Origin of the sequence: Kitasatospora sp. NPDC091207, assembly GCF_044768625.1 — a bacterium.
Classification (GTDB): domain Bacteria; phylum Actinomycetota; class Actinomycetes; order Streptomycetales; family Streptomycetaceae; genus Kitasatospora.
In genome coordinates, this window is the sequence record NZ_JBIVVS010000024.1 from 111,145 (window position 1) to 134,599 (window position 23,455).

Genomic DNA, 23,455 nt, shown 5'->3' on the forward strand with positions numbered 1-23,455 from the left:
ACCAAGCAACCCACGAAGGCAGGTACCCCCGATGAGCACCACCACCGAACGCCCCACCGTCCTCGCCGCCCCGGTGGCGGCCGCCAAGCCGGCCAAGGTCCGTCGCCGCGGCGAGTCCGGGCCGCTCGGCAAGGCGCTGGCCCACGGCGCCCTGATCCTGGCCAGCCTGATCGCGCTGTTCCCGGTGGTCTGGATCCTCTACGTCTCGCTCGGCCCGGACAAGACCGACTACCTCCACCCCGGCGAGATCATCGACAAGATGACGCTGTCGAACTACCACACGGTGCTGTTCGACACCGACTTCTTCACCTGGTTCGGCAACGCGTTCCTGGTCTCCGGCGTGACCACGGTGTTCGGCGTGCTGATCGCCGCCACCACCGGCTACGCCGTCTCCCGGATGCGCTTCCCCGGGCACAAGCCGCTGATGTGGTCGCTGCTGGTCACGCAGATGTTCCCGATCGCGGTCCTGATCGTGCCGATGTACACGATCCTCTCCCGACTCGGTCTGCTGGACAGCTACCTCGGCCTGATCCTGGTCTACTCGACCACCACCGTGCCGTACTGCGCCTGGCTGCTGAAGGGCTACTTCGACACCATCCCGGTGGAGATCGACGAGGCCGGCCGGGTCGACGGGCTCACCCCGATCGGCACCTTCTGGCGGCTGGTCCTGCCGCTCGCCCGGCCGGGCCTGGCGGTGGCCGCGTTCTACTCCTTCCTGACCGCCTGGGCCGAGGTGGCCTTCGCCTCCACCTTCATGCTCAGCTCCGACAAGTACACCCTGGCCGTCGGCCTGCAGACCTTCGTCAGCGAGCACGACGCCCAGTGGAACCTGATGGCGGCGACCGCGGTCCTGATCGCGATCCCGTCCTCGGTCCTCTTCTACCTGGTGCAGCGTCACCTGGTCACCGGCCTGACCGCCGGTGCCTCCAAGTCCTGACCTGCCGCTCTCTAGTCCCAAGGGATACCGTCCATGACCCAGAACCTGGCCGACACCTCCCGGCCCGCCGCCGACGCCACCGCCCACGAGGCAAGCACCGGCGCGTCCAGAGGCTGGTGGCGGGATGCGGTCATCTACCAGGTGTACCCGCGCAGTTTCGCCGACGCCAACGGTGACGGCATGGGTGACCTGCCGGGCATCCGCAGCCGCCTGCCCTACCTGCGCGACCTCGGTGTGGACGCCGTCTGGCTCTCGCCGTTCTACGCCTCCCCGCAGGCGGACGCCGGCTACGACGTGGCCGACTACCGTGCGGTGGACCCGATGTTCGGCACCCTGCTGGACGCCGACGCGCTGATCCGCGACGCGCACGGGCTGGGCCTGCGGATCATCGTGGACCTCGTCCCCAACCACTCCTCCGACCGGCACGAGTGGTTCCAGCGCGCTCTGCGCGAGGGTCCCGCGTCCCCGCTGCGCGAGCGCTACCACTTCCGCCCCGGCCAGGGCGAGAACGGCGAACTGCCGCCCAACGACTGGGAGTCCATCTTCGGTGGCCCGGCCTGGACCCGGACCGCGAACCCGGACGGCACCCCCGGTGACTGGTACCTGCACCTGTTCGCCCCCGAGCAGCCCGACTTCAACTGGGAGAACCGGGCCGTCGCCGACGAGTTCCGCTCGATCCTGCGGTTCTGGCTGGACATGGGCGTCGACGGCTTCCGGATCGACGTCGCCCACGGCCTGGTCAAGGCCCCCGGCCTGCCCGACATCGGCGGCGGCGACCAGCTCAAGCTGCTCGGCAACGACGTCATGCCGTTCTTCGACCAGGACGGCGTGCACGAGATCTACCGCAGCTGGCGGAAGATCCTCGACGAGTACCCGGGCCAGCGGATCGGCGTCGCCGAGGCGTGGACCCCGACCGTCGAGCGCACCGCCAACTACGTCCGCCCCGACGAACTGCACCAGGCCTTCAACTTCCAGTACCTGGGCACCTCCTGGGACGCCGCCGAGCTGCGCGCGGTGATCGACCTCTCGCTCGACTCGATGCGCCCGGTCGACGCCCCCGCCACCTGGGTGCTGTCGAACCACGACGTCACCCGGCACGCCACCCGCTTCGCCAACCCGCCGGGCCTGGGCACCCAGATCCGCACCCCCGGCGACCGCGGACTCGGCCTGCGCCGGGCCCGCGCCGCCACCCTGCTGATGCTCGCGCTGCCCGGCTCCGCGTACCTCTACCAGGGCGAGGAGCTCGGCCTGCCGGACGTCACCGACCTGCCCGACGAGGTCCGCCAGGACCCGTCCTTCTTCCGCAAGGCCGGCCAGGACGGCTACCGCGACGGCTGCCGGGTGCCGATCCCGTGGTCCGGCACCGAGGCCCCGTACGGCTTCGGCCCGACCGCCGGCGGCCCCAGCTGGCTGCCGCAGCCCGCCGAGTGGGCCGGGCTCAGCGTCGAGGCGCAGACCGGCGACCCGACGTCGACCCTGGAGCTGTACCGCAGCGCGCTGGCCGTCCGCCGGGAGCGGCTCGGGCCGGACGCCGGCACCGGGGTCGAGTGGCTGGACGGCCCCGAGGGCACCCTGGTCTTCCGCCGCGGCTCCTTCGTCTGCACGGTGAACGCCACCGCCGAGCCGGTGCGGATAGCCGCGCCCGGCCGGCTGCTGCTCTCCTCCGCGGACGCCTCGGTGGACGGCGGCGAGACGGTGCTCGCTCCGGACAGCACCGACTGGTGGGCGGTCTGACGTGGTTGCAATAGGCTCTGGGACCGTGACTACGGCGCGACTCTCAGACATCGCGGCGCAGGCGGGGGTCAGCGAAGCCACCGTCTCCCGCGTACTCAACGGCAAGGCGAACGTCTCCGCCGCCACCCGGCAGATCGTGCTGGCGGCGCTGGACGTGCTCGGCTACGAGCGGCCGACCAGGCTGCGCCAGCGCAGTGCGGGACTGATCGGGCTGATCACCCCGGAACTGAGCAACCCGATCTTCCCGGCGCTGGCCCAGGTGATCGAGCAGGTGCTGAGCCGGCACGGCTACACGCCGGTGCTCTGCACCCAGACGCCCGGCGGCTCCACCGAGGACGAACTGGTGGAGATGCTGGTCGACCGGGGCGTGGCGGGCATCGTCTTCGTCTCCGGCCTGCACGCCGACACCACCGCCGACCACGACCGGTACGCCCGGCTGACCGGCCGGCAGGTGCCGTTCGTGCTGATCAACGGCTTCAGCGAGAAGATCGACGCGCCGTTCATCTCGCCGGACGACCGGGCCGCGATGTGGATGGCCGTCCAGCACCTGGCCGAACTCGGCCACGAGCGGATCGGTCTCGCGGTCGGGCAGAAGCGGTACGTCCCGGTGCTGCGCAAGATCGAGGGCTTCACGGCGGCCATGCGCGAGGTGCTCGGCCGGACCGAGGAGCAGGCCCAGGAGCTCGTCCACCACACGCTGTTCAGCGTGGAGGGCGGGCACGCGGCGGCCGGCGCGCTGCTGGACAAGGGCTGTACGGCGATCGTCTGCGGCAGCGACATGATGGCGCTCGGCGCGATCCGCGCGGTGCGCCGGCGGGGCCTGTCCGTCCCGCAGGACGTCTCGGTGGTCGGGTTCGACGACTCGCCGCTGATAGCTTTCACCGAACCGCCGCTGACCACCATCCGCCAGCCGGTCGAGGCGATGGCCACCGCGGCCGTCGACGCGCTGCTGGAGGAGGTGGGCGCGAACGCCGCCCAGCGCGGCGAGTTCATGTTCCAGCCGGAGCTGGTGATGCGCGGTTCCACGGGCGCCCGCGCCCGCTGAGCCGACATCACGGGGCCCCGGAGAGCGATCCGCTCTCCGGGGCCCCTCGCCGTCCGTCCTCAGCCCTCCTGCGCGGTCGGGCGCTGTTGGGCGGCCCGCCGCCCGTCGGCGGCTTCGCCGGTACGGCTCTCGGTGCGCCGTGCCCGGGCCAGGTAGTCGAGCAGGATCACCTCGACGGCGTCCTGCGGGTTCTTGGTGCCGGAGAGCATCATCGCGTCGATCGCGAGGTTGGCGTCGAGCGTGACGGTGACCTGGGCCATGTGACTCCTCCTCGGGTGCGGAGCAGCAGCATGCCCGTCGGACCGCGGTTCGACCAGGCCCGGCCCGCGGACGGGCGCGCCGAGGCCCCCGGGGAGGAGCGACCAGACTCTCCCCGGGGGCCTCGGCGGGTTCGCGCGGGCCGGGGCGGCCGCGCGCGAGGGATCAGACCCGGCCGGCGAAGTCCGGGGCCCAGTTGGCGACGGTCTGGGTCCGCACGCCCGAGCTCGGGTTGGCGGCCTCGACGTACGTGCCGTCGCCGATGTAGATCGCGACGTGGTAGACGCCCGAGTCCTGGCCGTTGTTGGACCAGAACAGCAGGTCGCCCGGCTTGAGGGCGTCCAGCGAGACGTGGGTGCTGGCGGCGGCCTGGTCGGCGGCGACCCGCGGGACGGAGATGCCCGCGGCGCGCAGCGCGGCCTGGGTCAGGCCCGAGCAGTCCCAGCCGCCGTTGCCGGTGCCCCCGTAGACGTAGGCCTGGCCGACCTTCGACTGGGCGAAGGAGACCGCGGCGGCCATGCTGCCGGTGGCGGCCTGGGCCGGGGCCTCGGCCGGCGCCTGGGCGGCCGGTGCCTTGGCCCCGGTCTGCGCGGCCGGCTCGACGGCGGTCGTGGTGGAGCCGGCGGCCTGGCCGGTCTTGCCCGTGGAGCGGTCGAACCAGTCGAAGCCCTGGCCGGATCCGTCGGAGGCCTGCGCCTTGGCACGGTCGCCCAGGCTCAGGTGCTGGCCCGGGTAGATGACGTGCGGGCCGGCGGTGAGGGAGCCGCGGTTGAGGTCGTACAGCCGCTCCCAGCCGCCCTGGATGTTGTTCTTGTCGGCGATCGAGGAGAGCCAGTCGCCCGCGACCACGGTGTAGTCGTCGGCCTTGGTCCCGGCGTCCTGACCGGCGGCCTGGCGGTGGTACTGCTGCCAGTTCTGACCGCCCTGCGACTGCTGGGCGGAGTCGCCGGCGGCCGGGGCCGGGGTGGCCTTCGGGGCGGCCGCGGGCGCGGCCGGCTTGGCGGCGGGGGCCTGGGTCTGCGCCGGGGCCGGGGTGGCCTTCGGGGCGGCCGGCTTGGTGGCGGTGGCGGTGTCGACGGCGGCCGGGGTGCCGCCCTTGGTGAGACCGGCCTGGACGGAGCAGACCGGCCAGGCGCCGGGGCCCTGCGAGGCGAGCACCTTCTCGGCGATCGCGATCTGCTGGTCCTTGGTGGCGAGGTCGGCGCGGGCGGCGTAGGCCGTGCCGCCGAACGCCGCCCAGGTGCTGCTGGTGAACTGGAGGCCGCCGTAGAAGCCGTTGCCGGTGTTGATGCTCCAGTTGCCGGTGCTCTCGCACTGGGCGACCTTGTCCCAGGTGGCGACCGAGGCGGCGGAGGCGGTGCCGGAGGTGAGGCAGGGGACGGTGAGGCCGATGCCGACGACGCCGAGGGTGGCGATCGCGCGGCGGGTGCGGCCGGACAGTCGGGTGCCGTTGGTGGGCAGCATGAAGACGTGGTCCTCTCCCACGCCTGCGAGGTGAGCTGTCGGATTCGGGCTGGAGTTGCCCGGCCGCGCTGTGGACGCGGCTTCACCCCTAGCCCTGAACCGGTTCGCGGACCGGTCCCGGGCGACTTACCTGTGGTTCCCCCGCTCCTGCCGTGGTGCGTTCTGCGCTGCCAGCGCACCCGACGGCAGGACTCGGCGTTGCGGGTGGGCTGGGTCCGTGTGGCCACGAACGGGGAGCACGTTAAGCAGACTTAAGTTCAAACCGCAAACATGTGTGACGCTCGTCACGGTTTGTGAAACGGGTGGTGAATGGCTGTCCACCATGATCAGAAATGACCGATTTCGGGCAACGCCCGTCGGAGTCACGGCAACTGCCTATGCTTCAGGACGTCAGGACCGACGCGGCCGTCCGGGGGGAGGGCTACGCAACGATGGCCATGGACGAGGACCCGCGGGCCGGTCGGCCGGCCACGCGGGCACGTGGAGCGCACCGCCGGGCAAAACACCGCAGAGCGGACATCCCACCCATAGAGCCCCGAACTCCCGTACGTCGTCGGACGATGCTGCGCTGGCTCGCCGTCGGCACGGTGTTCGCGGCGGTCGGCGGCGAGGAGGCGCTGCGGCGCTCCCTGGACGGCGGCGCCGAGCCCGTGGCCGCCGTCCAGGGCCCCGCCCCGGCCCCGGCGGCGGACGGCCCGCCCGCCGGGCACCTGCACGACGCTCCGTCGCCTCCCTCGCCCCCGGGGACGCCCGGTGCGGGCCCCGACGCCGCGTCGGCGGGCACCCCCGGGGGCACCGTCACGTCCGGGCCGCCCGCCGCCGCACCCGGCCCCGCGCCCACGCCCGACCAGGGCGGCCGCCGCTGGTCCGATCCGGCCGGCTGGGGCGGCCGGGCGCCCGGCCCGCAGAGCGCCGTCCGGATCACCGACCGGGTGCTGCTCGACACCGACGCCACTGTCGGGTCGCTGCTGGTGGAGTCCGGAGGCGCGCTCACCTTCGCCGCCGACCGCAGCCTCACCCTGGCCGCGGCCGGCAACGTCGAGATCCGCGGCACCCTCGCGCTCGCCCCCGACGGCGCCGCCGTGCACACCGTGCGGTTCCCCGCCGTCGACGAGCGGCGGTTCCGGGGTGACGGCATGAAGGTGGTCGACACCGACGTCGGCCTCTGGGTCACCGGCGCCGGGTACCTGCGGCTGGACGGCGCCGCCAAGACCGCCTGGGTGCGCGCGGACCGGGCCCTCGCCGCCGGCGACACCACCGTCAGCCTGGCCGCGCCGCCCACCGGTTGGCTGCCCGGCGACGAACTGGCCGTCACCCCGACCGGCCCGCCGGACGAGGACGGCTTCTCGGCCCGCTACGACCTGGCCGTCGTCCGGTCCGTCAGCGGATCCACCGTCACCCTGGAGGCGCCGCTCAAGCACCCGCACCCCCGGGTGGGCGCCGGAGGAGACGTCACGGTCGGCGCCGAGGTACTCAACCTGACCCGCAGCGTGCGGGTCGAGGGGACCGCCGGGGGGCGCGCCCACGTCCACCTCACCAGCAGCCGCCGGGCCGACCTGCGGCACGCGGCGCTGCGCTGGGTCGGCCCGCGCGCCGACACCGAGGAGTCCTGGAAGGGCGCGGACGGCAGCGTGCCGGTCACCGCCCCGGTGCTCGGCCGCTACGGGCTGCACTTCCACATGCTCGGCGACACCACCCGGGGCACCGTCGTCGAGGGCGTCGTGGTCCGTGACGCGGGGAGCCACGCCTTCGTCCCGCACGCCAGCCACGGCATCACCTTCCGCGGCTGCATCAGCCACGACACCTGGGAGGACGCCTACTGGTGGGACGGCCCGCCGGACACGCGTACCCCGCAGCAGCCGTCCGACGACATCGTCTACGACTCCTGCGTCGCCTCCCGCACGCTGCTGGAGCCCAACCCGCGCGCCTACCGGCTGGCCGGCTTCAACCTCGGTGCCGGCACCGGCGGCAAGGCACTGGACTGCGTGGCGGTCGGCGTCCAGGGGGCCGACGGCGCCTCCGGCTTCGAGTGGCCGGAGAACAGTGAGGGGGTCTGGACCTTCGAGCGCTGCCTGGCCCACAACAACCTGCGGAACGGCATCTTCGTCTGGCTGAACGCCCGGCAGCACCACGTGGTCACCGAGTTCGCGGCCTACCACAACGGCGGGTGGGGCATCGAGCACGGCGCGTACCTCAACGACTTCGACTACACCGCGAGCGTGCTGTACGGCAACGGCGCCGGGGGAGTGGCGCTGCACGCGCTCGGGCGGGACCGGGGGACGCTCTTCGACGGGCTGCTGATCGACGCCGCCGGGCAGAGTGACTTCGGCGTCTCCACCGCCCGGCACGAACTCGCCGGGGTGACCGTCACCTTCAGCCGCAGCCGGATCACCGGCCACCGCAGGGCCGGGATCGCGTTCCGCGCCACCCCCGACGGCACACCGGACGACATCCTCGTGCTGGACTGCGAGTTCGGCGGCAACGAGCTCTGGATCGATCCGGAGTCCGCGCCGCCCGCGAACATCCTGCTGCGCCGGGCGGGGCAGAGCGAGGTGCTCCAGGTGCGCAAGGCGGACGGCGGGGGCGCCGGGCAGCCGCGGTGGAACGCGACCGGTGTGCCGGTGGCGACGTTCGCCGCGCAGTCCCGGCCGGTGCAGCTGCCGGCGCTGCGGCTGAGGGACGCCGCGGTGGCCACCGGCCGGGTGGGCGGGCGTCCCTGAGGCGGGCGCTCCCCGGCGGGCGGGGGCCTTTCCGGGCGGCGTCCCACCCGGAAAGGCCGACACGTCGAGGGCCCGGAGCGGGTGCGCTCCGGGCCCTTCGGCGTTCGCGGTCCGCTACTCGGCGGGGGCCTCCCCGGCCTCCCGGGCGGCGGCCTGCTCGGCGTACACCTCGGGTGCGACGGCCGGCAGCACCGCCAGGTAGGTGGAGGCGATCAGCTGGCCCACCGTCGGGTAGGCGCCGAGCGGCGCGGCGCTCGGGCAGCCGGTCTCCTCGGCGGCGGTGGCGAGCAGCTCGGAGTCCGCCTCCGGGCCGATCACCAGCGGGGCCAGCGCCGGGCGCTGGGAGCCGGTCTCCTTGAGGTGCGCGACGGCGGCGGCCACCGAGCCGGGCACGTCGAGCGCGGCGGCGACGACCGGCACCGCGAGCCGGGCGGCCAGCAGCACACCGGTGATCCCGGCCGCCGCGGCGGCCTCCTCGCCACCGACCGTGGTGAGGACCACGCCGTCCGCGGCCGTCGCGATGGCGAACAGCCGGGCGCGGTCGGCCCGGGCCAGCCCGGCCTCGGAGAGGCGGACGTGGACGGCCTCGGCGAGCAGCGGGTGCGGGCCCAGGACATCGGTGACGTGGGCGCCGTACTCGGCGGCCAGCGCGTGCAGTTCGGTCAGGAAGTCGTGCGGGCCGGGGACCAGCGGCACCACGACCGGAGCGGGCAGGCCCGCCTCGGCGGCGTGCGCCAGCAGCTCGGCGACGGTGTACTCGTCACTGCCGGGCGCGCTCTCGCCCGCGACGCCGGTGAGGTAGCCGGCCGCGGTCTGCACGCCGTTCTGCTCGCTGCGTACGATCGAGAGCAGTTCCTCGACGACGGAACGGGACTCCGGCCCGGCGGTCGCGGGCACCGCGAGCACCAGGGCCGGGGAGCCGGTCGGGATCTCGGGGCGCTCGGGGCGGCGGTGGCGCCCCCGCGCACGGGAGCCTGGGGTGCGGACGGGCAGTGGCGCGCCCGGGATGGCTGCGGTGCTCATGGCGGAGATCGTAGGACATCGGCCGGCCAAGCCTGCAGTCGGCTGCCGTACCGGGAGGGGCGGGCTGCCCGAAAATCGGACATACCGTGACCAATCCCTGTGTGGCTACCACTTCTCCCTGAGACGTGACAGGAGGTGCGTTGCGTTGCGGCGGTGACGCGTGAGATGTCTCACAGCATGCGGACGGCCTGACGGAGTGTCACGGCGACGCGACTGCGGGCGTTCGAAGATCAACATTCAGCGGGCGGCTGCCTACGGGCGGTTATCGGAGACCTCCCGATTTACTCCGGAATGTCCGCTTACGTTCCCTCAGGTGTCGGGGCGGTGAAGAGTTCCGATATCTCGACGAAAGGCCCGTGCACCTGCAACGTCCCGTGCTGATGCACGTGCACTGGAGCTATCATCACGTCAAGTGAGGCGTTGTGCCGGGCCGGTACGGGGCCGGTCCAGTCGTTCGGCCGAGTGCCGCGGCGCCGAGCTGGACGACCACTCCGGAGCTCTTCGGGAGATTTCTATGCACGACAGGTACGACACGTACAACGGGATGGCGGCCGCGGACCTCAAGGACGTGGTCTGGCAGAAGAGTCTGCACAGCAACTCTCAGGGCAACTGCGTCGAGTTCGCCGCCCTCCCGGGGGGCGACGTCGCGATGCGCAACTCACGCTTCCCGGACGGCCCGGCACTGATCTACACCCGGGCCGAGATCGCGGCGCTGCTGCTGGGTGCCAAGGACGGGGAGTTCGACCACCTGGCGGTCTGAGCGGTCCGACCGGTCGTCCTCTTCACCATCGGGGGGCCGTCGTGGGTGCTGACACCACGACGGCCTTTGTCTTCTCCGGTGCCTTCTCCGGCCGTCCGCCCCGCGGTGGGCGCGGCCCGGATGCCGCCGGAACGGCTGTCTCCCCGGGAGCCGTCGCCGGGATGGCCGTGGGCCGGACGGCCGTCGGTCGGGTGACCGGCGTCGGGTGCGCGGGCTGCCGGAGCGGCGCGGGCCGCCGGCCGGAGCACCGCGGCAGCGGCTGCCGGGTGACCGTGGCGAGGGGTGCGCGGGGCTGCGGGCCGGGAGCGGTGTGGTCCTCCCCGGAGCCGCGGGCCACGGCTAGGCCGAGCGACGATGCCGTCCGCCGAGTTCCGGAAGCGCGGCCGCCTCCGCCTCGAACAGGGCCCAGACCACCTTGCCGCCGCCCAGCGGGTGCCAGCCCCAGGAGCGGCTGAAGGAGTCCACCAGGTGCAGCCCGCGGCCCGACTCGGCGACGAAGTCCGCCTCCCGGGCGACCGGGCCGGTGCTGCTGGGGTCGCTGACCGCGCAGACCACCTGCGGTGCGCGGTGCACCAGGCTTATTCGGATCGGCAGCCGCCCCTCGGGCCCCGCCTGCGTGGGAAAGTCGTAGTCGTCGAGCGCGTTGCCCGCCGCACCGGGGTACGCGCCGATCGCGTGCCGCAGCGCGTTGGTCACCAGTTCCGAGGCCACCAGCGCGACGTCGTCGAACAGCTCGCTCAGTCCCCAGCGCTGAAGAGCGGTCCTGGCGAAGTCGCGCGCGGTTCTGACGGCTTCGTAGCGAGGGGCGAGCGTACAGGTGACCACATGGGGATCGACTGCCAAGGCCGTACCGGTGCTCATGAAGAGCTCCTCCCATAAGGGGGCGGACACGGCTGGACCCGCCGGGGTCATGCCGGTCACCTCCGACTCGCTAGGCCGCGCGGCCGTCCTCGACCAGGCGCGCGCGCACACGAACGCCCGGTGGCGCGACGGCGCTGCCGGGCTGGTGCGCGGAGTCGCGCGTGGGGTCGACGCGGAGCCCGCGGGATTGCCAGGGATGTGCAGGTGCACGTGCACCATGGTCCTCTGCGCTCACTGCAGATGCAAGAGTCGATTCACGTGCAGTCGTTCAAATGGCATATGCAAGCGCCGGATGCACGTGCATCCTGGTGTGTGGAGTGCAGAACTGATAGGAACATCCGTCAGTATCGGCACCGTGAGCGCTCAACTGATGGCAGACTGTGCGCTGTTTGCCCTAGGTGGAGGTTTCGACCGCATGACCACAGTTCAGCCGGGCGGCGGCTCGATGGTCCGCCGGATCCTCCTCGGCTCCCAGCTGCGCCGGCTCCGCGAGGCGCGCGGCATCACCCGAGAGGACGCGGGCTACGCGATCCGCGCCTCCGAGTCCAAGATCAGCCGCATGGAACTCGGCCGCGTCAGCTTCAAGGAGCGCGACGTCGCCGACCTGCTCAGCCTGTACGGAGTGGACGACGGCGGCGAGCGCGAGGCACTGCTCGGCCTGGTCCGCGAGGCCAACAAGTCCGGCTGGTGGCACAGCTTCAACGATGTGCTGCCGGGCTGGTTCCAGACCTATGTCGGCCTGGAGGAGGCCGCCGCACTGATCCGCACCTACGAGGTCCAGTTCATCCCCGGCCTGCTGCAGTCCGAGGAGTACGCGCGGGCGGTTTTCGGCCAGAGTCGCCCGGTGATCAGCGAGGACGAGGTCGAGCGGCGGGTCAGCCTCCGGCTGCGCCGCCAGAAGCTGCTGACCGAGGGCAGCAGCCCCCGGCTCTGGGCCGTCATCGACGAGGCGGCGCTGCGTCGGCCGGTCGGCGGCCCCAAGGTGATGCGCGGTCAGGTGCAGTACCTGATCGACATCGCCGAGCAGGCCAACGTGGTGATCCAGGTGATGCCGTTCCGCTTCGGCGCGCATGCCGGGGAGTCCGGCGCGTTCACCATCCTGCGCTTCCCCGAGCAGGACCTCGCCGACGTGGTCTACCTGGAGCAGCTCACCAGCGCGCTCTACCTCGACAAGCGCGACGACGTCGACGCGTACATCCAGGTCATGGAGCGGCTCTGCGTCGACAGTCTGACGCCCGAGCGCACCATCGACCTGCTGGGGTCGATCCTGAAGGAGCGCTGACCCCGGTCCGACCGCCGCACCGAACGGCCGCCGGCCACCGCGTTCAGCCGCGGGCCGGCGGCCGTTCGCGCTCCGGCGGCAGGGGCTGCGGCGGGAGGCCCAGGCGCCAGTCCAGGCCGTAGCGGCCGAACAGATCGGCCCGGATCAGTGCCAGCGGCAGCTCGGCGCCCGGCAGCAGGACCCCGATGCAGCCGCCCATCAGCGCGCTGCGCAGCACCGCGTGCTCGGCGAGCGGGTCGGGCGCGCCCCAGTCCCGCAGCAGTCCCTGGAGGATCGCGCCGAGCCGGCGCTGTTCCGGGTCCTGGACGAACGCGCCGGTGTCCGGGTCCAGGATCAGGGCCAGGTGCGAGCGCATCACCCGGGGGTGGTCCATCGCGAGTCCCAGCACGGTGTCGATCGCGCGGGCCAGCCGGGCCTCCGGCGAGGAGCCGGGCCGCATCCCGTCCAGGGCGGTGGACAGCGCCTGGTGCATCATCCGGTGGGTCGCCGACTGCATCAGCAGCCGTTTGCCGTCGAAGTAGTACGAGAGCAGGCCGCGGGCGAGGCCGGCCCGCTCGGCGATGTCGGTCAGCGTGGTGCCCGCGTAGCCGTGTTCGTCGACGAGTTCGACGGTGGCGCGCATGATGCGCCGACGGGAGCGTTGACGCATCTCCTCATTGACCGAATCCCCGCGAGGTGCCATCGTGTCTGCTCCGTACGTTCGTTGGCTCCTGGCCAATATACTGGCGGCGCGAGCGGCCGATCCGTGGACCCGGCACTTCGGCGGGCCTGCGGCGATCGGCTCGTACGGAGGCGCCGGCTCCACCGACACGGGGGTTTGGTGGAGCCGGCGCGCTCCCGATGACGAGGGGCGGGGTCCGGGGCGGCCCGGGTGGGTCAGCTCTTGGTCAGGACCTCGTCCCGCCGGTCGGCCAGGTCGACGGACAGATCATCATAGTCCGGGACGGACACCGGAGTTGCCTTCTTCCGCCGGTCGAGCACGGCGCCCACGGTGGCGATCAGGAAGCCCAGCACCGCGATCGCGGTGACCAGGACCAGAGCCGGGCGGTAGCCGTCCAGCTGGGCCCGTGCGCTGTCCCCGCCGCCGCTGCCCGCGGTGATCATCGCGGTGGCCCCGGCGAGCACCACGGCCGTCCCGACCTGGATCGCGGTGTTGACCAGCCCGGAGGCCAGGCCCTGCTCCTCGTCGGCCACGCCGTCGGTGGCGGCGATGTTCACCGAGGGGAAGGCCAGGGCGAAGCCGACGCCCAGCAGGATCATCGAGGGCAGCACCAGGGCGAGGTACGAGCTGTGCTCGTCCAGCCGCAGGAACAGCGCGAACGCGGCGGCCAGCGAGAGCAGGCCGATCGGCAGCAGCCGGCCGGTCCCGAAGCGGTCCACGATCGGGCCCATGAACGGGGCCGACAGCGCGATGAAGGCACCGGCCGGGAGCAGTCCGAGCGCCATCTGCAGGGCCGACCAGCCGAGCAGGTGCTGCAGGTAGAGCGTGACCACGAACTGGAAGCCGCCGTAGGCGCCGGTCATGGTGAAGGCGATCACGTTGGCCCGGGCGACCGAGCCGTTGCGGAAGATACCGAGCCGGACCAGCGGGTGCGCGGTGCGGCTCTCGATCACGAGGAACGCGGCGGCCAGGGCGGTGACCACGGCGAGCGAGCCGAGGGTGCGCGGGCTCAGCCAGCCGGCGCCCTGCGCCTCGGTGACGGTGAACACCAGCAGCAGCACGGTGAGCGTGCCGGTGATCGCGCCGAGGACGTCGTAGCCGCCCTTCGCCCGCTCCTCGGTGGAGCGGGGGAGCAGCCGGATCGCGAAGAGCAGGGCCAGCAGGGCGACCGGGACGGGCATCAGGAAGGTCCAGCGCCAGCCGACCGAGGTGAGCAGCCCGCTGAGTACCAGGCCGAGCGAGAAGCCGCTGGCGCCGCAGGTGGTGTAGATCGACAGGGCCCGGTTGCGGGCCGGGCCCTCGGCGAACGTGGTGGTGATGATCGACAGGCCGGCGGGCGCGGTGAAGGCCGCGCTGACGCCCTTGAGGAAGCGGGCGGCGATCAGCAGGCCGCCGTCGTCGACCAGACCGCCGAGCAGCGAGGCGCCCGCGAACACGCCGAGGGCGACCAGGAAGACCCGGCGGCGGCCGAGCAGGTCGGCGGCGCGCCCGCCGAGCAGCAGCAGGCCGCCGTAGCCGAGGACGTAGCCGGAGACCACCCACTGCAGCGCGGAGGTGGAGAGGTGGAGCTCGGAGCCGATGGACGGGAGGGCGACGCCGACCATGGAGACGTCCAGGGCGTCCAGGAACATCGCGGCACAGAGCACGATCAGGGTGCCCCAGAGGCGCGGGGTCCAGCTCGGCCCGCCGGCTGATGGGTCGTCGGTTGCGGTGATGGTCGCGGTGGTCATGGGGTGGACACTACATGCACGTGCATTCAATGCAAGTGAATTAAATGCGAACACATAAGTTGCCTGTGCATGTGGTACGGTGGCCGGGTGGCTGAACTCGACTCTGCGGCGGAGGCCGGTCTGGTCGCCGAATGGCGCGACCTGCTGGCCCGCCATGCCGTGACGACCTGCGCGCTCGATCGCGAGCTGGGTGAGAAGTACGACCTGGGTGTGAGCGAGTTCGAGGTGCTGGAGCGCCTCGTCGAGGAGCGCGACAGCGCCGCCGGTCACCAGCTGCGGGTCCAGGAGCTGGCCGACACCGTCCATCTGAGCCAGAGCGCGCTCTCCCGGCTGATCGGCCGGCTGGAGAAGGCCGGGCTGGTGACGCGCGCGATGTGCCCCAACGACCGGCGCGGCATCCAGGTGGCGCTCACCGAGGCCGGCTGCCGGCGCTACGCCGAGGCCCGCCCCCTGCACCGCGAGGTGCTCGCCCGGACGCTCGGCTCCGCCGCCGGGAGCTCGACGGGGCAGTGCCGGGTGGACTGACGGACCGCCGGTGGCCGGCCGGGCCGCGGGTGCCGGCTCAGATCAGGGTCGACAGCCCCGGTGCGGCGGCCAGCAGGACGGCGGCGGCGGGTGCGGCGAGCGCCGCCAGGGTGAGCCGCAGCCGGTGCGTCACGGGCAGTCGGGGCCGCCCGGCCAGCAGCCGGTCCACCCGCTTCGGGGACTGCGCCAGCCCGGGTGGGCAGGAGCCGAACACCCCGCGGTCCAGGTTCAGTTCGGCCAGTGCCACGGCGGTGGTGTGCCGCCCGTGCCGGCGTGCCGCCCGGTCGTCCGCCGCCAGCTCCACCAGCTCGCCCACCTGGTCCCGGAAGGCGCTGAACACCCCGACCCCGGGGAAGCCCGAGGCGAGGGCCTGCGAGCACTGCGACAGCCAGTGGTGCCGGGCCCGGACGTGTCCGCGCTCGTGGCTCAGGACAGCCGCCAACTCCCGGTCGGTCAGCTGCTGGAGGGCCCCGGTGGTGACCACCAGTCGGGAGTGGTGACCAGGCAGCGACCAGGCCTCCGGGCGAACGTTCTCCAGCACCACCAGCCGTTCCCGGCGCCGCCGCAGGGCCTCGATGGACTCGGGCAACTCGGGCGCCCGGCTCGCCAGTTGGGCGTGCCGTCGATTGCGCAGGGCCTTCGCCGAACGGACCTCGCGGGTCAGCGCCAGCACGGTCTGCACGCCGCCGGCCGCCAGGATCGCGGCGCAGAGCCGCCCCCAGCCCTCGGCCTCCTGGAGCGCGTACGCGGCCTCGACGCCGTGCGGCGCGCCGGTGAAGAGCACCGCCCGCAGGGCGGGCAGCGCGGCCGAGGCGGCCAGCACCAGGCCCAGCGCGCAGCACAGCAGGACCGCGACCACCAGGCACTGCCAGACCAGCAGGGCCAGCACGGGTTCGCGCTCGGCCCAGCGGGCCCGGGCCAGCAGCCGGGGCGCCACGGTCGAGAGCAGCAGTCCGAGCAGCAGCAGGCCGAGCAGGGCCGTCATGGCATGGGCTCCCCGAGTACGCACGGAACGCGACAGCGCGCTCCCCGCCAACCTAAGCGCTGACGGCGTCCGGTGGAACGGCTTTCGGCCACCCAGTGACCAACGCCACGCGCGGCCCTTCGCGGACCGGCCTCACATCGTCAGGAGCATGGCGAACATGCCGACGCCCATCGCCAGTCGGCAGGCCCGGGGCAGCCCGGCGGTGCGGGGGCTGCGGGTCACCTGGCCGCCCGGCACGGCCAGCAGGTGGGTGCCGGCCCAGAGCGTGTAGCCGCCGAAGTAGAGCAGCAGCGCGCCGGTCAGCAGCGGCGCGCCCGCGCTCGCGCCGTGATGGTGGCCGTGTGCGGGCGCGGCGGCCATCATGAGCGCCATGTACGTCATCGCCAGCCCGCCGATCGCGTGGTGCAGCCGGTGGGCCCGTCCGGTCCGGCCGTGCGCGGCGGCCAGCAGGAACGCCAGCGCCGGCAGTCCGAACAGCCAGGCCCAGAGCGCGGCCGGGACGGCGGCTCCGGTGACGGCCATCGCCGCCATCCCGAGCCCCATCAACGCCTCGGCGGCGTCCGACTCGTAGGCGTGCAGGCGGCCCGCCCCGGTGTCCGCCGCGCACGGCGTGCGGCCCAGGCGGCTGAGACAGTAGGCGCCGGACGTGGCGGTGAGGGCGGCCAGCAGCCAGCTGACCAGCACTGGACCGTGCAACGGCGGCCTCCCGGAGAGCGAGGACGGGCGTACTGTCCACGATCACCGATCGGGGCCGCGCGCAGCAGGGCGCGAACGGGGGCGCACGGGAGTGCCCGCCGTAGTGAAGCCTCGGAGAGCACTCCCGTCACCCGGGTGGCGCTACGCCGTTCGAGTGATGCCAGTCATTCGGACGACGGTCCGCCGCCTCACCGGCCGATCCGCCTCACCGAGCCGCCTCACCGGGCCGGCCCACCGGTCGAGCCGCTGCCTGCCGGTCGAGCCGCGTCACCCGGCCAGCCGTCCGGAGGCGACGACCCGGCTCAGGAAGTGCCTGGTCCGGGCGTGCCGCGGATCGCCGAACACCTGCTCCGGCGGGCCCTGTTCGAGCACCACCCCGTCCTCCAGGAAGCACACCTGGTCCGCCACCTCGCGGGCGAAGCCCATCTCATGGGTGGAGACCACCATCGTCATGCCCTGCTCCTTGAGGTCCCGCACCACCGCGAGCACCTCGCCGACCAGCACCGGGTCGAGCGCGGCGGTGATCTCGTCGAGCAGCAGCAGCCGGGGTCCGGTGGCCAGCGCGCGGACGATGGCGACCCGTTGTTGCTGCCCGCCGGAGAGCCGGTCCGGGTACTCCCTGGCCTTGGCCGCCAGCCCGAGCCGGTCCAGCAGCTCCAGCGCGCCGGCCTCGGCCTCGGCCCGGGGCCGGCCGTGCACCCGGCGCGGCGCCAGCGTGACGTTCTCCAGCACCGTCATGTGCGGGAACAGGTTGTACGCCTGGAACACCACGCCGATCCGGCGCCGGACGGCGTCCTCGTCGGTGCGCGGATCGGTGATCTCCTCGCCGTCCAGGAAGATCGCGCCGTCGTCGATCCGCTCCAGCAGGTTGGCACACCGCATCAGGGTGGACTTGCCGGAGCCGGACGCGCCGATCAGCGCCGTCACGGAGTGCTCCGGTACGGCGAGGTCCACGTCGCGCAGCACCAGCTGGGAGCCGAAGCTCTTGCGCACCGACTCCAGTCGCAGGACCGGGTTGGTCGTCACACCGCACCTCCCTGGTGCTGACGGCGGTTCATCCGGCGGGTCAGCCAGTCGGTGAACCGGGTGAGCGGGACGGTCAGCACGATGAACACCAGTCCGGCCACCACGTACGGGGTGTAGTTGAACGACCGGCTGGCGATGATCTTCGCCGCGTACACCGCGTCGATCGCGCCGCCGATCGAGACCAGGCCGGTGTCCTTCTGCAGGCTGACCAGATTGTTCAGCAGCGGCGGCACCACCCGGCGGACGGCCTGCGGCAGCACCACGTACCGCATCGCCTGCGCGTTGCTCAGCCCCAGCGAACGGGCGGCCGCCCGCTGGCTCGGGTGCACCGAGTCGATGCCGGCCCGGAAGACCTCGGAGACGTACGCGGAGTACGTCAGCACCAGCGCGGCGCCGCCGAGCAGCATCGGATCCGTGGTCACCCCGGTCAGCCGCAGTGCCGGCACGCCGGTGATCATGACCAGCAGGCAGATGATCATCGGCAGCCCGAGGAAGAAGTCCACGTACGCCGTGGCCAGCAGCCGCACCGGCAGGAACACCGGCCCGCGCAGCGTCCGGAGCACCGCCAGCAGCAGGCCGAACACCAGGATCAGCACCCCGCAGCCGAGCATCAGCTCCAGGTTGATCCGCAGGCCCTTGAGCACCTCCGGCAGCGCCCGGCGGGCGTACTCGGCGTTGAAGAAGGCCTTCCGGGTGGCCTCCCAGCCGGGGGAGTTCACCACCAGCAGGTAGAGCGCCACCGCCGTCGCCAGGGTCGACGTCCCGGCGATCAGCGCGGCGCGGCGGCCGCGGCCGCGCCGGTAGGCCTCGTGCGCCAGCCGCCGCGCGGACGGGCGGTAGCCGTCGTCCCGGCCACCGTCCCGACTCCCGTCCCCGTCCCCGGGTGTGCCGCCGTCCTTGCGCAGGCCGGCGCCGGCCTCGGCGCTCATCGGGGCCTCGCTCACTTCAGGACGGGGGCGGAGACGGCGTCGGAGAGCCACTGCTTCTCCAGCGTCGCCAGCGTGCCGTCGGCCCGCAGGGCGTCCACCGCCCGCGTGACGCAGCCGGTGAGCTCGGAGCCCTTGTCCAGCACCAGCCCGAACTGCTCGCCCTGCGTGGCCCCCTCGAACTGCCCGACCACCTGGGCGTCCGTCACCTCGGCGCCGGTGATGTAGAAGGCCGTCGGGAGGTCGACCACCAGCGCGTCGATCTGGCCGTTCCTCAGCGCGGCCTTCGCCAGGTCGTTGGAGTCGAAGACGGCCGGCTGCGCGGTCGGCCGGATGGTGTTGGTGACGACGTCCAGGCTGGTGGTGCCGACCTGCGCGCCCAGCTTGGCGCCCTTCAGGTCGGCGATGCTCCTGGCCCCGGCCGCCTTGGAGCTCTTCAGCGCGATCACCGCCTGCCGCACGTCGTAGTAGCCGGAGGAGAAGTCGACCGCCTGCTTGCGTTCCTCACTGATCGACACCTGGTTGATGTCGAAGTCGAAGTCCTTGGCGCCGGGGGTGGTCGCCTTGCCGAACGGCGCGACCACCCAGGTCACCTTCTCCTTCGGGTAGCCGAGCCTCTCGGCCACCGCGTACGCCACCGCCGACTCGAAGCCCTTGCCGTTCTCCGGCTTGTCCTCCGTGAACCAGGGGTCGTACGCGGGCTTGTCGGTGCCGACCGTCAGCGTCCCCGCGGTACGGGTGGCCGCCGCGCCCGGCGCGCAGCCGCCGGCCGCCCCCGAGGCACTCGCGGCGGTGCCCGCGTCGGACGCGGAGTCCTGCGGGGCGCATGCGGTCAGCGCGGCGGCGGCGACCAGCAGGGCGGCGAACGGCTTGCGGAGGGAGGTCATGACAGGGCTCCTGGGAGAGGGACCGGAAGGTGCGGGGAGTGGAGGGCACGGGGTGCGGGCCGGGCCCCGGGCCCGGACGCACCCCGGCGGGTCACTTCCCCCGGTGGCGGCGCCGGAACACAGGCGGCATGGTCGGCGTACGGGGCCGCGTCCGCGGCGCCCCCGAGCCGGATCAGCGACAGCGGCAGAGACCGCGCGCGCAACAGCAGGAAGACACCCGGAGCAGGTCGATGTGGCGTCGCGCCACCAGGATCACCGCCGGGAGCATGGCGGGAGGTTCGCATCCCCACGGTGCGCCTGTCCAGAACATCCGGGGACCCGTCCACATACCGGACACCGGGTGTCGCCACCCGCTTCGGGAGGATTCACGGTAGGCCCCCCCTTGAACAGGAGAACCTGTCGTACTTATGGTGGTCCTGTTGAAATACCTCCTGTCGAAGTGAGTCCACGATGCAGAATCTTTCGCCAAGGCTCGCTGCGGCGGCCGACGCCCCGGCCCGGAGCCACGCCGGCCACCCGGCCTGGCTCCGTCTGAAGGACGCGGTCGAGGCCCTGCGCCCGCTGCAGTCCAAGGACGGCTCGATCGACCTGTCCGCCGTCCAGCGGCACACGGTCGACCCGCTGGTCGCCACGGTGCGCGGTGCGATCGCGGAGCTCGCCCCGCTCTTCCCGCACGACGCCGCCTACCTCGCCGCCGTCGACACGGACCTGGCCAAGTGGGCCGACACCGGCTACCGGGAGCCCGACTTCCTGGACTCGCTGCTCGCCTTCCAGCCCGCCGACCAGCGCGAGGACGGTCTGGAGCACCTGGTCGTCTTCGCGATGTACACCCAGAACGGCAACCCGAACCGCAACCTGGAAGCCGTCCTGCTGCGCGTGGTCTGGCCCGACTGGCTGGCCGAGCTGGAGCGCACCCGCTTCGACAACCCGATGTTCGTGCCGATCACCTTCACCGACTTCACGGCCGGCTACGACACCAACTCCGCCGTCCTGTTCCCCGAGACCGTGGCCGTGCGCAAGGCGCCGGACCGTTTCACCTGGGGCGGCATCTTCTGCGACCGCGAGGCCGCCCGCTTCCGCGCCGTCACCACCAGCGCCGTCCGCCAGCTCGGCCTGGAGATCCCGGCCGACGCCGAGGGCCTGCTGGAGGACCAGGAGCGTGCCCAGCAGACCTTCGTCCTGTGGGACCTCGTCCACGACCGCACCCACAGCCACGGCGACCTGCCGTTCGACCCCTTCATGATCAAGCAGCGCAGCCCGTTCTGGATGTACGGCCTGGAGGAGCTCCGCTGCGACCTCACCGCCTTCAAGGAGGCCGTGAAGCTGCAGGCCGAGGGGTACCCCCAGGGCCGCGACGTCCAGTACGCCATCCTCTTCGACCGGATGTTCCGCTTCCCGGTCAGCGGTGACCGCGTGCGCAACTACGACGGCATGGGCGGCCAGCTGCTCTTCGCCTACCTGCACAAGCACGACGCGCTGCGCTGGCGCGACAACCGCCTGAGCATCGACTGGGACCGCGTCGCCGACGTCACCAACGCGCTCTGCGGCGAGATCGAGACCCTGTACCGCGACGGCATCGACCGCCCGAAGACGGCGCACTGGATCGCCGCCTACCAGCTGGTCTCCCGCTACCTGACCCCGCACCCGGCCTCCACCTGGGCCAAGGGTCCCGACGCGCTGCCGCTGGACACCGTCGACGGCAAGGCGCTCAACAAGGCCCTGTGCGACGCGGTCCATCCGGACGAGTTCCCGCTGAGCATGTTCTACGAGGCCCTCGCCAAGAAGCTCGGCGGCGTCATCGCCGCCACCACCGGCATCACCGGCGCCGGGATCCAGGAGGTCGCCGCGTGAACACCCACCTCGAAGGCAAGGTCATCGCCGTCGCCGGAGCCAGCGGCCCGGCCGGCCAGGCCGTGCTGCGCCGCCTCGCGGCCGACGGTGCCACCGTGATCGGCGCCGACATCGACCCGCAGCGGCTGGAGAAGGCCCTCGACACCGTGCGCGCGGCCGTCCCCGGCGCGCGGATCAGCGGCCAGGTCATCGACCTGCTCGACCCGCAGGAGGTCCACGACTGGGCCGACCACCTGGAGGCCGAGCACGGCCACGTCGACGGCCTGCTGCACCTGGTCGGCGGCTGGCGCGGGAGCAAGAAGTTCTTCGACACCCGGATCGACGACTGGGACTTCCTGCACGACACCGTGGTGCGCACGCTCCAGCACACCTCGCTGGCCTTCCAGCCCGCGCTGGTCCGCAGCCGGTCCGGCCGGTACGCGATGATCTCCGCCGCGGCCGCCCACAAGCCGACCGCCGGCGGCGCCGCCTACGCGGCCGCCAAGGCCGCCACCGAGGCCTGGACGCTCGCCCTGGCGGACTCCTTCAAGAAGGAGACCACCGCCACGGACGGCGAGCCCACCGCCGCGGCTGCGATCCTGGTGATCAAGGCACTGCTCAGCCCCGAGATGCGGGCTGAGAAGCCGGACGCGAAGTTCACCGGTTACACGGACACCGCCGACCTCGCCACCGCCCTCGCGGGCCTCTGGGACCGCCCCGCAGCAGAACTGAACGGACAGCACCTGTGGCTGACAGCCCGATGACCGAAGCGACCTCGACCGACGCGGTACGGCGGCACGACCCCGCCGTCCGCGGCTTCGCCAGCGACAACTACGCCGGCGTGCACCCCGAGGTCCTCGCCGCGATAGCGCTCGCCAACGGCGGCCACCAGGTCGCCTACGGCGAGGACGACTACACCGCCCACCTGCAGGACGTCTTCCGCCGCCACTTCGGCGAGAAGGCCGAGGCGTACCCCGTCTTCAACGGGACCGGCGCCAACGTGGTCGCCCTCCAGGCGCTGCTCCCGCGCTGGGGCGCCGTGGTCGCGGCCGAGACCGCCCACATCAACGTGGACGAGGGCGGCGCGCCGGAGAAGATGGGCGGCATCAAGCTGCTCACCGTCCCCACCCCCGACGGCAAGCTCACCCCCGAGCTGCTCGACCAGCAGGCCTGGGGCTTCGGCGACGAGCACCGCGCGCAGCCGCTGGCGGTCTCGATCACCCAGAGCACCGAGCTCGGCACCCTCTACACGGTGGAGGAGATCCGGGCCCTCGCGGACCACGCCCACCAGCTCGGCATGCTGGTGCACGTGGACGGCTCCCGCCTCGCCAACGCCGCCGCCTCGCTCGGTGTGCCGCTGCGCGCCTTCACCACGGACGTCGGCGTGGACGTGCTCTCCTACGGCGGGACGAAGAACGGGCTGCTCTTCGGCGAGGTCGTGGTGGTCCTGAACCCCGAGCGGGTCCGGAACATCAAGTACCTGCGCAAGACCTCGATGCAGCTCGCGTCGAAGATGCGCTTCGTGTCGGTCCAGTTCGAGGCGCTGCTCGCGGGTGACCTCTATCTGCGCAACGCCGGCCACGCCAACGCCATGGCCAGCCGGCTGGAGACGGCCGTCCGCGGGATCGAGGGCGTGACCGTGGTCCGCCCGGTCCAGGCCAACGCGGTCTTCGCGATTCTCCCGCGTGAGGTCAGCGAGCGACTGCAGAAGCGTTACCGCTTCTACTTCTGGAACGAGCACACCGGCGAGGTCCGCTGGATGTGTTCGTACGACACCACCGAGGCCGACATCGACGCCTTCGCGGCCGCCATCGCCGAGGAGATGGGCCGCGCCTGACGGCACCGGTGACCGTGGATCGTCCCGTCCTGCGACAGCAGGGCGGGACGATTTGCATGTGGCGGGCCGGCCCCCGTACAGTTCCGGAGTCGCACCGAGAGGGGCGGCGGAATGCGAGTCGGCTGAATGAAACTCCGGAAAACGGGGTGGAAAACGTCTGATAAGCTTCAAATACGAAAGAACGAAGCGCCCGGAGGGCCCGCTGGAAGGCGGTCCGAAGGAAGTGTCCGTTCCTTGAGAACTCAACAGCGTGCCAAAAGTCAACGCC

22 protein-coding genes and 1 riboswitch are annotated in these 23,455 nt (G+C 72.6%); of the genes, 10 read left to right on the plus strand and 12 right to left on the minus strand.

The window, feature by feature from the left end:
• Positions 1-31 precede the first annotated feature (31 nt).
• From ACIQTO_RS30505 to ACIQTO_RS30515, 3 genes are read left to right on the plus strand one after another with little or no spacing between them, the layout of a single operon-like run.
• Positions 32-937, plus strand: a complete 906-nt coding sequence (locus ACIQTO_RS30505; RefSeq protein ID WP_402394712.1) for a sugar ABC transporter permease — start codon at positions 32-34, stop codon at positions 935-937.
• Positions 938-970: 33 nt separating this feature from the next.
• Positions 971-2,671: a glycoside hydrolase family 13 protein gene (locus ACIQTO_RS30510; RefSeq protein ID WP_402394714.1), complete on the plus strand. Its 1,701-nt coding sequence runs from the start codon at positions 971-973 to the stop codon at positions 2,669-2,671.
• Positions 2,672-2,696: 25 nt separating this feature from the next.
• Positions 2,697-3,716, plus strand: coding sequence for a LacI family DNA-binding transcriptional regulator (locus ACIQTO_RS30515; protein WP_402394717.1), 1,020 nt, complete (start codon positions 2,697-2,699; stop codon positions 3,714-3,716).
• A gap of 59 nt (positions 3,717-3,775) precedes the next feature.
• On the opposite strand, the gene ACIQTO_RS30520 is transcribed toward ACIQTO_RS30515, so the two are convergent.
• Both ACIQTO_RS30520 and ACIQTO_RS30525 read right to left on the minus strand, forming a co-directional pair.
• Complete coding sequence (locus ACIQTO_RS30520) at positions 3,776-3,976, minus strand: hypothetical protein (protein WP_402394719.1); 201 nt, start codon at positions 3,974-3,976, stop codon at positions 3,776-3,778.
• A gap of 163 nt (positions 3,977-4,139) precedes the next feature.
• Positions 4,140-5,459 carry a transglycosylase family protein gene (locus tag ACIQTO_RS30525; protein WP_402394722.1) on the minus strand — a complete coding sequence of 440 codons (1,320 nt, stop codon included), beginning with the start codon at positions 5,457-5,459 and terminating at the stop codon, positions 4,140-4,142.
• Positions 5,446-5,606, minus strand: a riboswitch (cyclic di-AMP (ydaO/yuaA leader). Its footprint overlaps the gene before it by 14 nt.
• Positions 5,607-5,998: 392 nt before the next feature.
• On the opposite strand from ACIQTO_RS30525, the gene ACIQTO_RS30530 reads away from it, so the two are divergent.
• Positions 5,999-8,158, plus strand: a complete 2,160-nt coding sequence (locus ACIQTO_RS30530; RefSeq protein WP_402394724.1) for a hypothetical protein — start codon at positions 5,999-6,001, stop codon at positions 8,156-8,158.
• A 114-nt stretch (positions 8,159-8,272) separates the two neighbouring features.
• On the opposite strand, the gene ACIQTO_RS30535 is transcribed toward ACIQTO_RS30530, so the two are convergent.
• Entirely contained in the window at positions 8,273-9,181 is a 909-nt protein-coding gene (locus ACIQTO_RS30535) for a hypothetical protein (RefSeq protein ID WP_402394727.1), read from the minus strand.
• A gap of 514 nt (positions 9,182-9,695) precedes the next feature.
• Between ACIQTO_RS30535 and ACIQTO_RS30540 the strand changes: the two genes are divergently transcribed.
• A complete protein-coding gene (locus ACIQTO_RS30540) occupies positions 9,696-9,941 on the plus strand; it encodes a DUF397 domain-containing protein (RefSeq protein ID WP_329490764.1) in 246 nt (81 codons plus the stop codon).
• A gap of 339 nt (positions 9,942-10,280) precedes the next feature.
• Here the strand turns inward: ACIQTO_RS30540 and ACIQTO_RS30545 are convergent, their stop codons facing one another.
• Positions 10,281-10,802 (minus strand): ATP-binding protein, encoded by a 522-nt coding sequence (locus tag ACIQTO_RS30545; RefSeq protein ID WP_402394730.1) that lies wholly within the window; start codon positions 10,800-10,802, stop codon positions 10,281-10,283.
• 415 nt (positions 10,803-11,217) lie between these two features.
• Between ACIQTO_RS30545 and ACIQTO_RS30550 the strand changes: the two genes are divergently transcribed.
• Positions 11,218-12,084, plus strand: a complete 867-nt coding sequence (locus ACIQTO_RS30550) for a helix-turn-helix domain-containing protein (RefSeq protein ID WP_402394732.1) — start codon at positions 11,218-11,220, stop codon at positions 12,082-12,084.
• 43 nt (positions 12,085-12,127) lie between these two features.
• On the opposite strand, the gene ACIQTO_RS30555 is transcribed toward ACIQTO_RS30550, so the two are convergent.
• A complete protein-coding gene (locus ACIQTO_RS30555) occupies positions 12,128-12,733 on the minus strand; it encodes a TetR/AcrR family transcriptional regulator (protein ID WP_402394735.1) in 606 nt (201 codons plus the stop codon).
• Between the two features lie 227 nt (positions 12,734-12,960).
• Entirely contained in the window at positions 12,961-14,475 is a 1,515-nt protein-coding gene (locus ACIQTO_RS30560; RefSeq protein ID WP_402394738.1) for an MFS transporter, read from the minus strand.
• 87 nt (positions 14,476-14,562) lie between these two features.
• Here ACIQTO_RS30560 and ACIQTO_RS30565 point away from each other — a divergent pair, with 87 nt between their 5' ends.
• Positions 14,563-15,000, plus strand: a complete 438-nt coding sequence (locus ACIQTO_RS30565; RefSeq protein WP_402394740.1) for a MarR family winged helix-turn-helix transcriptional regulator — start codon at positions 14,563-14,565, stop codon at positions 14,998-15,000.
• A 37-nt stretch (positions 15,001-15,037) separates the two neighbouring features.
• Here ACIQTO_RS30565 and ACIQTO_RS30570 read toward each other — a convergent pair whose 3' ends face one another.
• The 6 genes from ACIQTO_RS30570 to ACIQTO_RS30595 all read right to left on the minus strand — a co-directional run bounded on the left by ACIQTO_RS30570 (position 15,038) and on the right by ACIQTO_RS30595 (position 19,848).
• Complete coding sequence (locus tag ACIQTO_RS30570; RefSeq protein ID WP_402394742.1) at positions 15,038-15,985, minus strand: M56 family metallopeptidase; 948 nt, start codon at positions 15,983-15,985, stop codon at positions 15,038-15,040.
• Positions 15,986-16,117: 132 nt separating this feature from the next.
• Complete coding sequence (locus ACIQTO_RS30575; RefSeq protein ID WP_402394744.1) at positions 16,118-16,681, minus strand: DUF5134 domain-containing protein; 564 nt, start codon at positions 16,679-16,681, stop codon at positions 16,118-16,120.
• A gap of 267 nt (positions 16,682-16,948) precedes the next feature.
• Entirely contained in the window at positions 16,949-17,707 is a 759-nt protein-coding gene (locus ACIQTO_RS30580) for an amino acid ABC transporter ATP-binding protein (protein WP_402394747.1), read from the minus strand.
• Entirely contained in the window at positions 17,704-18,636 is a 933-nt protein-coding gene (locus tag ACIQTO_RS30585) for an amino acid ABC transporter permease (RefSeq protein WP_402394784.1), read from the minus strand. Before ACIQTO_RS30585 ends, ACIQTO_RS30580 begins: the two co-directional genes overlap by 4 nt.
• Before the next feature lie 11 nt (positions 18,637-18,647).
• Positions 18,648-19,520 carry an ABC transporter substrate-binding protein gene (locus tag ACIQTO_RS30590; protein ID WP_402394751.1) on the minus strand — a complete coding sequence of 291 codons (873 nt, stop codon included), beginning with the start codon at positions 19,518-19,520 and terminating at the stop codon, positions 18,648-18,650.
• A 172-nt stretch (positions 19,521-19,692) separates the two neighbouring features.
• On the minus strand, positions 19,693-19,848 hold the full coding sequence (locus tag ACIQTO_RS30595) for a putative leader peptide (protein WP_402394754.1): 156 nt from the start codon (positions 19,846-19,848) through the stop codon (positions 19,693-19,695).
• A 122-nt stretch (positions 19,849-19,970) separates the two neighbouring features.
• Between ACIQTO_RS30595 and ACIQTO_RS30600 the strand changes: the two genes are divergently transcribed.
• The 3 genes from ACIQTO_RS30600 to ACIQTO_RS30610 are packed head-to-tail and all read left to right on the plus strand — an operon-like array spanning position 19,971 to position 23,187.
• On the plus strand, positions 19,971-21,371 hold the full coding sequence (locus tag ACIQTO_RS30600) for a DUF6421 family protein (RefSeq protein ID WP_402394756.1): 1,401 nt from the start codon (positions 19,971-19,973) through the stop codon (positions 21,369-21,371).
• Complete coding sequence (locus ACIQTO_RS30605) at positions 21,368-22,114, plus strand: SDR family NAD(P)-dependent oxidoreductase (RefSeq protein WP_402394759.1); 747 nt, start codon at positions 21,368-21,370, stop codon at positions 22,112-22,114. The genes ACIQTO_RS30600 and ACIQTO_RS30605 overlap by 4 nt, the downstream gene beginning before the upstream one ends.
• Positions 22,111-23,187: a threonine aldolase family protein gene (locus ACIQTO_RS30610; RefSeq protein WP_402394762.1), complete on the plus strand. Its 1,077-nt coding sequence runs from the start codon at positions 22,111-22,113 to the stop codon at positions 23,185-23,187. The genes ACIQTO_RS30605 and ACIQTO_RS30610 overlap by 4 nt, the downstream gene beginning before the upstream one ends.
• The last annotated feature ends 268 nt before the right edge of the window (positions 23,188-23,455 follow it).